Annotated in this window: 9 protein-coding genes; 4 read left to right on the top strand and 5 right to left on the bottom strand. The window is 71.3% G+C overall.

The window, feature by feature from the left end; all coding sequences use genetic code 11:
* Positions 1 to 38 precede the first annotated feature (38 nt).
* From VNJ48_RS05015 to VNJ48_RS05005, 3 genes are read right to left on the bottom strand one after another with little or no spacing between them, the layout of a single operon-like run.
* On the bottom strand, positions 39 to 2291 hold the full coding sequence (locus VNJ48_RS05015) for a [protein-PII] uridylyltransferase (RefSeq protein ID WP_325599719.1): 2253 nt from the start codon (positions 2289 to 2291) through the stop codon (positions 39 to 41).
* Positions 2292 to 2340: 49 nt separating this feature from the next.
* Positions 2341 to 2679, bottom strand: coding sequence for a P-II family nitrogen regulator (locus tag VNJ48_RS05010; RefSeq protein WP_325599717.1), 339 nt, complete (start codon positions 2677 to 2679; stop codon positions 2341 to 2343).
* Positions 2676 to 4004, bottom strand: coding sequence for an ammonium transporter (locus tag VNJ48_RS05005; RefSeq protein ID WP_325599715.1), 1329 nt, complete (start codon positions 4002 to 4004; stop codon positions 2676 to 2678). The genes VNJ48_RS05010 and VNJ48_RS05005 overlap by 4 nt, the downstream gene beginning before the upstream one ends.
* A 210-nt stretch (positions 4005 to 4214) precedes the next feature.
* Between VNJ48_RS05005 and VNJ48_RS05000 the strand changes: the two genes are divergently transcribed.
* The 4 genes from VNJ48_RS05000 to VNJ48_RS04985 are packed head-to-tail and all read left to right on the top strand — an operon-like array spanning position 4215 to position 11191.
* Entirely contained in the window at positions 4215 to 5234 is a 1020-nt protein-coding gene (locus tag VNJ48_RS05000) for a glycosyltransferase family 2 protein (protein WP_325599713.1), read from the top strand.
* Between the two features lie 7 nt (positions 5235 to 5241).
* Complete coding sequence (locus VNJ48_RS04995) at positions 5242 to 6087, top strand: hypothetical protein (RefSeq protein ID WP_325599711.1); 846 nt, start codon at positions 5242 to 5244, stop codon at positions 6085 to 6087.
* Positions 6084 to 8243, top strand: a complete 2160-nt coding sequence (locus VNJ48_RS04990) for a glycosyltransferase family protein (protein ID WP_325599709.1) — start codon at positions 6084 to 6086, stop codon at positions 8241 to 8243. The genes VNJ48_RS04995 and VNJ48_RS04990 overlap by 4 nt, the downstream gene beginning before the upstream one ends.
* 5 nt (positions 8244 to 8248) lie before the next feature.
* Positions 8249 to 11191, top strand: a complete 2943-nt coding sequence (locus VNJ48_RS04985; RefSeq protein WP_325599707.1) for a glycosyltransferase — start codon at positions 8249 to 8251, stop codon at positions 11189 to 11191.
* A gap of 24 nt (positions 11192 to 11215) precedes the next feature.
* Here VNJ48_RS04985 and ftsY read toward each other — a convergent pair whose 3' ends face one another.
* Together ftsY and VNJ48_RS04975 are read right to left on the bottom strand one after the other, a co-directional pair.
* Entirely contained in the window at positions 11216 to 12352 is a 1137-nt protein-coding gene (gene ftsY, locus VNJ48_RS04980) for a signal recognition particle-docking protein FtsY (protein ID WP_325599705.1), read from the bottom strand.
* Positions 12353 to 12384: 32 nt separating this feature from the next.
* Positions 12385 to 12564, bottom strand: coding sequence for a hypothetical protein (locus VNJ48_RS04975; protein ID WP_325599703.1), 180 nt, complete (start codon positions 12562 to 12564; stop codon positions 12385 to 12387).
* Positions 12565 to 12661 lie beyond the last annotated feature (97 nt).

The raw sequence follows: 12661 nt of genomic DNA, 5'->3' as shown, positions 1-12661 counted from the left end.
CAGTCCTTGTGGTGGCGCGTGTAGGCGGTCGGTCCAGCCTACTTGGTTCCCGGCACGGTCCCGCCCTCCCCGGGGGACAGTGCGCGCCGGACGGCGTGGGCGGCCTCCGAGGCTCGCTCGTCGGAGAGCCGTCCCGCGCCACTCTCCTGGACGTAGAAGACGTCCACCGCCTGGGGCCCGACCGTGGCGACATGGGCCGAGCGGACCGAGAGATCCAGAGCAGCCAAGGTGGCGCACACCCGGTGGACCACCCCCGGCCGGTCGTCGGTCCGGACCTCCAGCACCGTGGCCGAGCGGGACGCTTCGGAGCGTACGGCGACCAGCGGCTCGAGACGACCCGGAGCCGGCCGGCCCAGCCGCGCGCCCACGTCGATGCGCCCCTCGGCGAGGGCGACGAGCCGCTCACGCAGCACCCTGGGGTCCAGGTCGGCGTCGGACACCTCCCAGACGGAGACACCGACCGGCCCGGAGGGGCCCTCCTGGGCCCAGGCCCGCGCGGAGTGCACCGGCACGCGCTGGAGGGCCAGCACTGCGGCGGCATCCGCCAGGAGGCCGACCCGGTCGGGTGCCATCACCGTCACCCGGGTCCCGGCGGTGTCGGACTCGACCCCCACCCACACACCGCCCGCTTCGACGACGGAGGGGACGAGAAGGTCGCCGGACAGGGCCGGTGGTGCCGGGTCATCGCCCACCGCCGCGAGGGCGTGCCGGGCCAACCGGGTGACCAGTCCTGCTCGCCACGTCGACCACGCCTGGGGGGAGGCCGCGCGTGAATCGGCCTCCGTGAGCGCCAGGAGCAGGCTCAGGGAAGCGGCATCAGGGACGTGCGCGAGCAGTCCGGCGATGGTCGTCGGATCGTCCGGGTCGCGCGACGTCGCCATCTCGGAGAGGAGCAGGTGGTGGCGTACGAGCAAGGCGATGAGGTCGACGCCCTCGGCGTCGAAACCCATGCGGGCGGCGATGGCACGGGCGATCGGCTCACCCGCGACCGAGTGCTCGGTCCGTTCGCCCTTGCCGATGTCATGGAGCAGGGCCGCGACCAGCAGGACGTCAGGGCGCGCCACCGAGCGGATCAGTGCAGACGCCTCGACACAGGTCTCCACGACATGACGGTCCACGGTGAACCGGTGGATCGGCGAGGCGTGCGGGAGCATCCGGATGCGCTCCCACTCGGGCAGGAATCCGGCCAGCGCGCCCGTCTCCTCCAGCGTCTCCCAGACCGGGAGGAGGCCCGTGCCCGATGCGAGCAGGCGGATCAGGGCGTCGCGGGCCGGCGCAGGCCAAGGGGTGGGCAGTGCCGAGCTCTCGCGGGCCAGTCGTGCGGCGGTCGCCGGCGCCAGGACGGCGTCGCGCTGGGCCGCCTCGGCCGCAGCTCGCAGCAGCAAGGAGGGATCCAGGTCGGGGCGAGCCCGCGCATCGAGCACCACCTCGCCCCGGGCCAGTGCGATCCCTGGAGCGATCGGCTCCAACGCGGGGCGGCGCGCGTCGCGCACCGACACCGGCCGCGTCAGCATGTCGTCGACGCGCCGCCAGGTCAGCCGGGACAGATGGGTGATGCGTCGGCCCAGCTCGCGGACGTGCCGTTGCGCGGCCTCCGCGTCGGCCAGGTCGAGCGCGTGGGCCATCGGCTCCCAGAGCTCGGGCGCCACGCGGTCGGTCGGACGCTGGGTCTGGTCGTGCAGCAGGTCGCGGAAGTCGAGGAGCGACTGCCGGGACCGCTCGAGCTCGGCGCTCGACACGTCCACGAGCCAGGTCGTCTCGAGGGCCTTCAGCACGGTGGCGTCGCGCAGGCCCCCCTCGGCCTCCTTGATGTCGGGCACCGAGACGTGCGCCAGCTCCCCGACCACGTCGTGGCGCCTGTCGACCAGCACGCGCAGGGCGGGCAGTCGTTCTCGCGCCTCGCGACGCCACGCGGCGAGCATGGTCGCGCGCAGCCGCAACGTGAGGTTGGGATCGCCGGCCAGGTGCCTGATGTCCAGCAACCCGAGCGCCACCTTGAGGTCGTCCTGCGCGGCGGCGGTCATCTGCGACAGCGAGCGCACCGAGTGGTCGAGCCGCGAGCCGGAGTCCCAGAGCGGATACCAGACCTGCTGGGCCAGCAGCCCGGGGTCGAGGCCGTCGTCGTGCACCAGGACGACGTCGAGATCCGAGTACGGAGCCAGCTCGCCCCGGCCGTAACCGCCCGCTGCGATCAGCGCCACCCCCACGTCCGGGCCGTCATGTGCCGAGTAGGCGCTCCGACACAGGCCGTCGGCCCCGGCCGTTCGTGCGGCCCGCTCGCTCGAGGTCACAACAGGTCCTCTCGTGGTGGGCGGGCCGCACGACGTGCGCAGGGTGGTGTCAGATCGCTGCTTCGTCCGTGTCGCCGGTGCGGACCCGCACCACTGTCTCCACGGGGCTCACCCACACCTTGCCGTCGCCGATGCGGCCGGTCTGTGCGGTCTTGACGATGATCCCGACCACGTCCTGTGCGTCCGCGTCGTCGACCACGATCTCGAGACGGATCTTCGGCACCAGGGCGATGTCGTACTCCGCGCCCCGGTAGACCTCGGTGTGGCCCTTCTGCCGGCCGTAGCCGCTGACCTCCGAGACGGTCATGCCGGTGACACCGAAGGTCTCCAGCGCCTCGCGGACGTCCTCCCACTTGTGGGGCTTGATCACTGCGGTGACGAGCTTCATGCCTTGACTCCTTCGTTGCGGGAGGTGACTGCCGTGCTCGAGGTGCTAGCGGCCAGGATGCCGGAGCTGCTGCCGCTGCCGCTGGAACCGCTGTGCAGGTCGTACGCCGACTCACCGTGGGCTGCGAGGTCGATGCCGTTGACCTCGTCCTCCTCGTCGAGGCGCAACCCGATCGTGTACTTGATCGCGAGGGCGATGACGGCCGTCAGGACCCCCGAGTAGACGACCGCGACCAGGACTCCGAGGGTCTGGTCGCCCAAGGAACCGAATCCGCCGCCGTAGAGAAGACCGTCGACGCCGCCGGCTCCCTCGGAGGTGGAGAACACGCCGATCAGCACGGTGCCGATGACACCACCGACCAGGTGGACTCCCACCACGTCGAGGGAGTCGTCGAAGCCCAGCTTGTACTTCAGGCTGACCGCCCAGGCGCACACGGCGCCGGCGACGAGACCGATCGCGACGGCACCCCCGATGTCGACCGCGCCGGCGGCCGGGGTGATGGCGACGAGGCCCGCGACGATGCCGGAGGCGGCGCCGAGGGAGGTGGCCTTCTTGTGGACCAGGCGCTCGATGACCAGCCAGCCGAGGATCGCGGCAAAGGTGGCCAGCGTGGTGTTGGCGAAGGTGCGACCGGTCTCGGAGATGAAGCGCTCGGTGAAGGCCTCGCCCTCCTCGCCGGCGAACACGATCGAGCCGACGTTGAAGCCGTACCAGCCGAACCACAGCAGGCCAGCGCCGAGCATCGTCAGCGTCAGGTTGTGCGGGCGCATCTGCTCCTTCGGCCAGCCGATCCGCTTGCCGAGCAGCAGCACCAGGACGAGGGCCGCGATGCCCGCGTTGATGTGCACCGCAGTACCGCCGGCGTAGTCCTGCGCGCCGATCCGGCCGCAGATGAGCGAGTCCTCGGTGCAGCTGAACACCATGTGCGCCAGCGGGAAGTAGACGACCAGCGCCCAGACGGGCACGAACAGCACCCAGGCCGAGAACTTCATCCGGCTCTCGACCGCGCCGCTGATCAGCGCCACGGTGATGATCGCGAACGTCATCTGGAACATCACGTAGATGTAGTCGCCGGTCGCGACACCGTCGAGCCAGAAGAGGTCGAAGGGGTTGGCGAACAGCGTGCCGTCCCCGCTCCAGCCCATCGACCAGCCGACTGCGACGTACAGGATCCCGACGATGGCTGCCGCGACGTACGACATCATCATCATGTTGAGCACGGACTTCGATCGCGACATCCCGCCGTAGAACAGTGCCAGCGCGGGCACCGTCATCATCAGCACGAGAGCAGTCGCGACGAGCATGAACGCGTAGTAGCCGTCCACAGAACCTCCAGGGAGCGATCGGGGGGTGGTCTGCGCGACACGACGACGCTGTCATCTCGGGCACCACCTGTTGCCCTGAACCCTGCAAGCGCGACGTTTCCTCGTGGGCCGCCTCGTGTTGCGCGCAGGCAACAGATTCCGGGCTCGTGTTACGTCCGTGTGAACAGCCGCGGACGTCGGAGGCCGCACACGCCTCGATACACTCCCCGCATGACCGGAAGCAGCGCCGATCGCACGGCGCGCACCGGCGTCGTACTCGTCAATCACGACAGCGCCGAGGACACCGTCGGCTGCATCGCGTCCCTCGAGGCGTCGTACGACCTCGACATGGACGTCGTCGTGATCGACAACTCCGACTCGGAGGACTCCCTCACCTCGCTGCGCGACCTCGTGGGCGACCGGGCGGTGGTGCTGTCCAGCGGCGGCAACCTGGGCTACGCCGGCGGTTCCAACGTCGGGATCCGGCGCTGCCTGGAGCGCGGCAACGAGTTCGTGTGGTTGCTCAACCCCGACACCCGGGTCGAGCCCGAGACGTTGCCGCGACTCAAGGCGCTGCTCGCCGAGGTCCCCGACTGCGGGGTGGTCGGTCCACGGATCGTGCACCCGGCGCCACCCGGTGGTACGGAGACGGTCTGGTTCGACGGGGGCATCGTCGACGAGTCCAAGTCCGGCGAGACCCGTCACCTGCACCAGGGACGGGGCGTCGCCCAGGTGGCTCCGCCGACGGTGCGCGACGTGGACTACGTCACCGGGGCATCGCTGCTGACCCGGCGCACGGTCCTGGAGACGGTCGGTCTGCTCCCTGACAGCTACTTCCTCTACTTCGAGGAGACGCACTGGTGTCGCGACGTCCGTCGCGCGGGCTGGCGGGTGATGGTCGACCAGCAGGCCCGGATGCTGCACCACCAGCGCTCCACGGGTGCGATGCCCTCGCCGTACCACCTCTACTACATGACCCGGAACCGCTTCCTCTTCGTCGAGCGCGCCCTCGGCGGCGACGGCGAGGCCGCGCTGGCGCAGCTCCGCGGCAAGTGGCTGCGCAACTGGCGCCGCAAGGTCGAGAAGCAGGCGCCCGAGTGGCTGCCCGAGTTCGACGCCCTGGTGGAACGCGCGGCAGCCGACGCGCGCGCAGGGCGTGACGGGCGCAATGATGCTGTCTCACACGTGCCGTGGCCCGACGATGTGGTGCGGACCGAGACGCCGACCGACCGACCGAGAGATGTGGGGTGAGCAACCGATGACCACCAAGGGTCGCGACGAGGTCGTCACCGTCATCGAGCGCGCGCTCGCCGGTGGGCCGCGCGTGCTGCACATCGGGCTGGACGTCTCGACGGTGCCCGTGCGGCTCGCCCAGGAGCACGACCGTGAAGTCGAGTGCCTTCGTTGGCCGATCACCACGCAGGCTGAAGAGCCCTGGGGGCTCGACGTAGGACGCCGGGACGAGGTCGACGACTGGGCACAGCCGTTCCTGGTGGCGCCTGTCGACGTGGTGGTCGTCGAGGACGTCCTCGACGAGAGCCACGACGCAGACCTGTTCTTCCGTACGCTCGGCTCGGGCGCCCTCGTCCCGGGAGCACTCGTCGTGGTGTCGGGTGTGCGGGACCTGACGTCACCGATCGCCTTGGCCGGTTTCGTGCTGGAGTCGGACGCCTCCGCCGCGCTGGACAAGGGCCGTCACATCACGGTCGCCCGGTTCCCGTCCTTCACCACGGCCGCCCCCCAGTCCCCCGCCGCCGACGAAGCCAGCGCGGCCGAGGTCCGGCGACTTGCCCACGAGCTCGAGCGCACCCGCGAGCTGCTCGCACGCGAACGCGCGACCATCGCCCGCGAGATGCAGTCCGGCAAGGACGAGCTGCTGTCCATGGACCGCGAGCTCAACGACCTCCAGGAGCGGTTGCAGAGGCTGCGCCACAAGAACGTCCTGCTGAGAGCGCGCGTCGCCCAGGTGTCCCGCGAGCGCGACCTCGTGCAGACCCAGGTGACCTCGCTGGAGGAGGACCTCTTCCTGGCCCGCGACTCGCGTGCGGTCCGGGCTGTCGCCTCCGTCGTGGAGAAGGCCCGGCGCCGCAAGGACGGCGCGTGACCACGGGCACCTCCCTCTCCGAGGCGGTCGGAGGCCACGACGGCGAGCACCTGTCGACGGTCGACCGCCGTCGGGCGGCCTACCGCCAGCTCATCGACGGCGAGCTTGCGACCGGCGACGGAGAGCGGGTGCTCTTCTTCGTGCACTCGGTGGACCTTCGTCACGCGACGCCTGACCTGGTCGCGGCCGCCGGGCTCGGGCTGGCGCTGAGCGATCGCGGGTACGGCGTACGGCTGGTCCCCCGCCACCGGTGGCACCTCGGCGGGTCGGCCGAGATCTGGATCGCGACCACCCCGGATGCGGATCCCTCACAGGCGCCGGTCGACGCGTGGCGCGTGGCCTGGGCCCACAGCGAAACGGAGGCGTGGGCCGAGCTGGACCACCTGATGGCCTTCGACCAGATGCTGGTGGGCTCCGAGGTCGCCCGCAGCATCCTGGTCCCCACCGCGGCTCGGCGCGTCGACGTCCTGCGCAACGCCGCGGACGTCGAGCTGTTCGCGCCCCGGGACGAACCAGCTCCGCCCCGCGACGGCGTCGTCAGCCTCGGGGTCAACGTCGAGCGCGGCCGTGCCATCCAGCCGTTGATCAACGACCTACGACTCACCGTGCCCCTGACGGTCTACGCCGAGCCCCTCCGCAGCATGCGCTCGGGCCTGCTGGGTCGACTCGAGGAGCCGATCCCGTGGCTGCGCGCCCCCGAGGTGCTGACGCGATCCGAGCTGACCGTGATCGAGCTGCCCGGTACGGCGATGGGCGACGCCACCCTCTCCCCCCACTTCTTCGAGAGTCTCGCGTGCGGCTCGCTGCCCGTGGTCAACTCGCGCCTCGGCGCCACGGAGTGCGGGCTCGACGTCCCGACCTACCGCTCCTCCGACGAGCTGGGGCAGCGGATCACCTCACTGCTGGCCGACCCCGAGACCATCCGCGCCCGTGTCGAGGAGCTCCGCGAACGCGTGCTGCTCGACCACACCTGGGACCTGCGCGCCGCCGAGTTCGAGGAGACGGTCGCCACCGCCCGCAGCGACCAGACGAGCGCGCCGCCGCACCGAGCGCTCCACTACTTCCCGGACTACAACCGTGCCAACCCCTACCAGGGGATGCTCTTCGCGGGGCTGACGGCGGTCGACGCCTATCCGGTCGCGGTGACCGACGTCATCGAGCACCTCGAGAACCGCTCGGTCGCGTCGGTCCCGGGGACGTTGAACATCCACTGGACGACACCGATCATGCAGTACGCCACGGGTCCGTTCCGTGCTGCGATCGAGCTCGACCGCTTCAGCGCGGCGCTTCACAAGTTCCGCACCGCGGGCGGACGGCTGGTCTGGACGCTGCACAACGTCCTGCCCCACGAGACGCGTCACGTGTGGGCCGAGACCCAGCTGGCCCAGCTGATCGCCGATCGTGCCGACGCGATCCACGCGCTGTCGGAGATCACCGCCCGGCAGGCCTCCGAGGTCCTTCGTCTCGACCCCCGCCGGGTGGTGGTGATCGAACACTCCAGCTATCTCGGCCGCTATCCCCACTGGATCAGCCGGGACGCGGCTCGCAAGCAGCTGGGCCTCGGTCCCGATGACAAGGTGCTCGTCGCGCTGGGCGGCATCCGTCCCTACAAGGGGTTGGGCCGGTTGCTCGACGTCTTCCACGAGCTCGCCGAGGACGACCCCAGCCTGCGGCTCCTGGTCGCCGGCAAGCCCGCCCAGACCCAGGAGACTGCGGGGCTGCAGAGAAGGTGTGAGCAGTCCTCCCGGGTCATCTCGGAGTTCTCCTACGTCCCGGACGACCAGCTCCAGGTGTGGTTCGGGGCGGCGGACCTCGCCGTGCTCCCCTACTCGCGCATCCTGAACTCCGGCGTCTTCTGGCTGGCCCAGAGCTTCGGCCTTCCCATCGTCGGCCCGCGCACCGGTGCCCTGCTGGACCTCGCCGACGAGCCCCACGTGCGCCTGTTCAACCCCCGCGACGACCGCTCCCTCAAGCAGACCCTGCGGTCAACGATCGTCGACCTGGTCAACGACCCGGACCGGCTCGCGGCCGCGCGAGAGGCCTCGCTCAGGGCCGCTCGCGCGCGGCCACCCCATCGCATGGCCGAGGACTTCGCCGAGTTCATCGAACCGCTGCTCACCGGCCAGGACCGGTCCCGCCGCCGGGTAGCGGGGTGACCTGAGTGATCGAGCCGCACATGACCTCGGCCGCACGGCACGCCGTCCGCGACCTCGTCGCCTCGGGACTCCTCGACCTCGACTGGATCGGCGCGCAGCTCGGCGTCCAGCCACAGACGGCCGAGGACGCCGCGCGTGCAGTGATCAACACCCCCGACATCTCCCCGCACCCGCTCTTCGAAGCGACGTGGCTGCCGAGCAAGGGGGTGTGGCAGGCGGGCGACCTGCCCGCCTCCCTCTGGTACGTCACCGAGGGTCCCCGCCGCAACCGACTGGCGCCGCACCCGCTCATCAACACCGAGCGGATCCTCGAGGAGAACCGCGCTGCACGCGACCACCAGTTCGGCCCACTCGCCTGGTGGGCGGACAACGCCACGCGCGACACGCCGCTGCCCGTACGCCGCGGCTACCCGCACCTGCAGTGGGGGGAGTTCCGCGACAACGCTGTGCGCGCTGCCCGCGAGTGGCAGGTCCTCTCCTACCTCGACGCCAACCCGGGCGCCCATCAGCCCTCCCCCGCCACCGACGGACCCGTCGTCACCGTCCTGATGAGCGCGCAGGACGTCGGGCCCCTGCTGGCGCCGACGATCGCGGCGCTGCAGGACCAGACACTGGACCAGTGGGAGCTCCTCGTCCTCGACCGGGGCTCCATCGACGCCACCGGCACGGTCGCGACCGAGGCCGCCGCAGGCGACCATCGCGTCCGGGTGATCCTGGGTTCTCGCACTCAGCTGGGGCGGACGCTCAACCGCGGCATCCAGCGCGCCCGGGGCGAATTCCTCGCCTTCCTCGAACCCGGTCACCACTGGCACCCGGAGTTCCTCGCCCGGGCGGTCAGCATGCTCCGCGCCGGCGACGGGTCTGCCGTCCACGCCTTCACCGGCCCGGAGACCCGTCTGTCAGGCGACCTGGTGACGCCGTCCCAGTTCGACCTCGGGACGACGCTGGTGCGCCGGTCGGTCCTCGCCGAGGTCGGCACGTTCGACGAGCAGGACCCCGACGAGAGCGATGCGGACGAGACGGTCTCGCGCTTCGTCGATCGTCTCCGGGGCTCGGCGCTGGTCACCTGGGCCGGTCCTCTGGTCCTGGTCCGGGGCACGGGCACCGACGCCCCGCGCACGGTCAACTGGGAGGCAGCCCAAGCCACCGGCCGAGTGCCGGGCCGCACCAGCATCGTGCTGCCGCTCGGCTACGGCTCACGCGGCACCGTCGACTGGCTGCTCGCCGGTGGACCGGACGTCGAGGTCGTCGTGGTCGCCACCCGGGACCGTCGCGGCCCGCACCTGCTGACATCCGCCCTTGCGGGCGTGCTGCCGTCGATCACCAGCATCTCGGTGCCGACAGGCACCCGCATCTCGTCGGCCCTCAACATCGGCATTGCCCACACCACGGGCGAACACGTGGTCCTCCTCCGTCCCGAGGCCCAGCCCGCGCCAGACGTGCTCCCTCGGCTCATCGAGGCGCTCGCCGAGCCCGGCGTCGCCGTCGCCCAGCCGGTGGTGCTGGACCGGCGCGGTCTGATCATCTCCGCGGGTGCCGTCTTCCCCCGGGACGACGGCCGTCTCGGGCTCCTCCTGGCCGGCCACCCACCCGCGGACGCCCGTCGGCTCGGGACGTGCGAGATCCCCGCGCCCGCCTCACCCATGGTGGCGCTGCGCGCGGAGACCCTGCTGGCGCTCCAGGGCCTGGACCCGAGCTTCTCCGACGTGCTGGCGGAGACCGACCTCGGGCTGAGGGCGATTGCCATGGGCGCCGGCAGCAGCGTCCTGGTGCCCTCGGTCAGCATCACCTCGCGCACGCCGTACGCCGAACCGGCCGATCTGAGGTTTGCGCTGGCCGCGCTCCGGTCGCACCGTCACGCCATCACCCCCGACAGCACCGGCGAGCTCTGGCGGGCCACCGGCTTCGAGGTCACCGGGGTCCGCACCCAGCGAGTCTCCGCCGACCCCGACGACCCCGAGTCGGACTCGGTCCTGCTGCAACAGCAGGTCGTCCGAGCCGTGCAGGGCATCCACGAGCATCCGCCCCGGCTGCGGTGGACCATCGACACGGCGGCACCTGCCGGTCCCCGGGGCGAGCGCTGGGGCGACACCCACTTCGCCCGGTCGTTGGCCGCTGCGCTCGAGCGCAGCGGTCAGGACGTCTCGGTCGACTCGCGCGACGCGCGGCACCGCACCTCGCGCGAGCACGACGACGTGGTCCTGGTGCTGCGTGGTCTCGACCTCGTCGAGCCTCATCCAACGGCGCTCAACATGCAGTGGATCATCAGCCACCCGGACCTGACCTCGATGACCGAGCTCAAGGGCTTCGACCTCGTGTACGCCGCAAGCCTGAGCTGGCCCGCGCAGATCCGACGCGAGTGGGGAGTGCCCGTCGAGCCGCTCCTGCAGTGCACCGACCCGCGCTTCTTCAACCCCGACCGGGGCGTGCCCGACACCGGACCGGCCGTGCTGTTCGTGGGCAACTCGCGCGGCGTCTTCCGCCAGGCCGTGCGCACCGCTCTGGCAGCCGACGCCGACCTGACGGTGCACGGCGCCGACTGGGACGAGTTCCTCGACCCGTCCGCCGTCGCCTCCTCCGGGGTCCCCAACGAGGAGGTCGGCGCCCTCTATGCCTCCGCAGGGGTCGTCCTCAACGACCACCACGTCGACATGCGGCGCGACAGCTTCCTGTCCAACCGCCTCTTCGACGCCGCAGCCTGCGGAGCCCGGATCGCGACGGACCCCGTCTCCGGGCTGCACGAGACGTTCGGGGAGCTGGTGCAGCCCTTCCAGGACGAGAGTGACCTCCTGCGCCTGATCTCCCCGCCCTACGCCGCGTTCCCCGACAACGACGTCCGCCGGGAGCAGGCGCTCAGGCTCATCGCGGCGCACACCTTCGACCAGCGCGCGGCCCGGCTCGTCGAGGACGCCGTCGCCGCCCTGCGCGAGCGACTGGCCAGCCGCTGACCGGTCCGCCCGGTCGGTCCGGTCTCAGCCGCCGAGCAACGCGTCGACGAAGGCGGCTGCGTCGAACGGCGCGAGGTCGTCGGCGCCCTCACCGAGCCCGACCAGCTTGACCGGGACTCCCAGCTCGCGCTGGACGGCGACCACGATGCCGCCCTTGGCCGAGCCGTCGAGCTTGGTCAGCACGATGCCGGTGACATCCACGATCTCGCTGAACACCCGGGCCTGGATCATCCCGTTCTGCCCGGTGGTCGCATCGAGCACGAGCAGCACCTCGGTCACCGGGGCCTGCTTCTCGATGACCCGCTTGACCTTCCCCAGCTCGTCCATCAGCCCGGCCTTGTTCTGCAGGCGACCAGCGGTGTCGATCAGGACCGTGTCGACGCCCTGCTCGACGCCTTGCCTCACCGCTTCGAACGCCACGCTGGCGGGGTCGGAGCCCTCGGGACCGCGCACCACCTCGACCCCGACGCGCTCACCCCAGGTGGCGAGCTGGTCGACGGCTGCGGCGCGGAAGGTGTCTGCGGCGCCCAGGGTGACGGTGCGGTCCTCGGCGACCAGGATGCGGGCGATCTTGCCGACCGTGGTGGTCTTGCCCGCGCCGTTGACGCCGACGACCAGCACCACGCCGGGCTTGCCGTCCGCGCCGCTCACCTGGAGGCGGCGATCCATGTCGGGGTCCACCAGGGCGATGAGCTCTTCGCGAAGGACCGCTCGCACGTCATGGTCCGGCCCGCCCTCGACGCGCAGCCGGGAGCGCAGCCGCTCGACCAGCTGGGTGGTGGGAGCGACGCCGATGTCGGCGGTCAGCAGGGTGTCCTCGATGGACTCCCAGGTGTCCTCGTCCAGCCGGTCACGGCTCAGCAGGGCCAGCAGCCCCCGTCCCAGGGTCCCTTGCGAACCAGCGAGGCGTTGCCGAAGCCGGACGATCCGCGAGGCCGTGCCCTCGGGTCGGTCCAGGGTGTGGGTCGCGGACGCGTCCCCGGCCGCCTCGCCCGGCGACTCGACGTCCACCTCGGTAGGGGGCGGAGAGATCAGGTCGCTGCCGGCGCCCGGCGTCACCGGCCGCTTGCCGCGGCGGCCGGACAGCAGGCCGACCAGCGTGAGCACGCCGACGACGGCGATGCCGATGATCAGGTAGAGCCAGTCACCGAGGAAATCCATGGGGCAATCCAATCAGACGCCCGTGGTGGGACTCAGGCGCGGATGTCCTCGTGGTCGCCGATGGTCGGCAACGAGTCGACGCCCTTGCGCATGGCGTCACCGAGCTGGGGGACGAGTGGCAGGTCCTCGCCGCGGTGCGGGAATGCGACGTACACCACGACCGCGACCGACAGGACGAGGGCGAGGCCCATCATGAGGACGATCGACAGCATGGGTCTTCACCTTCCGAGAGAGTGGTGGGGTCGTCCAACGGTGGCACACTGGCGCGGCCTTGAGCGATTCATCGGCTCCGGCGTGGGCGTGTCGTGG

The organism is Nocardioides sp. (assembly GCF_035576065.1).
In the GTDB taxonomy this organism is placed as follows: Bacteria; Actinomycetota; Actinomycetes; order Propionibacteriales; family Nocardioidaceae; genus Nocardioides.
The sequence above is the reverse complement of the archived record's forward strand: the minus strand, read 5'-3'. Positions and strand labels throughout refer to the sequence as shown.

What these genes read in the sequence shown, in the direction of transcription:
- ftsY (WP_325599705.1), bottom strand. Translation starts at nt 12,352, where the DNA reads ATGGATTTCCTCGGTGACTGGCTCTACCTGATCATCGGCATCGCCGTC.
- VNJ48_RS04995 (WP_325599711.1), top strand. Translation starts at nt 5,242, where the DNA reads ATGACCACCAAGGGTCGCGACGAGGTCGTCACCGTCATCGAGCGCGCG.
- VNJ48_RS05010 (WP_325599717.1), bottom strand. Translation starts at nt 2,679, where the DNA reads ATGAAGCTCGTCACCGCAGTGATCAAGCCCCACAAGTGGGAGGACGTC.
- VNJ48_RS04975 (WP_325599703.1), bottom strand. Translation starts at nt 12,564, where the DNA reads ATGCTGTCGATCGTCCTCATGATGGGCCTCGCCCTCGTCCTGTCGGTC.
- VNJ48_RS05000 (WP_325599713.1), top strand. Translation starts at nt 4,215, where the DNA reads ATGACCGGAAGCAGCGCCGATCGCACGGCGCGCACCGGCGTCGTACTC.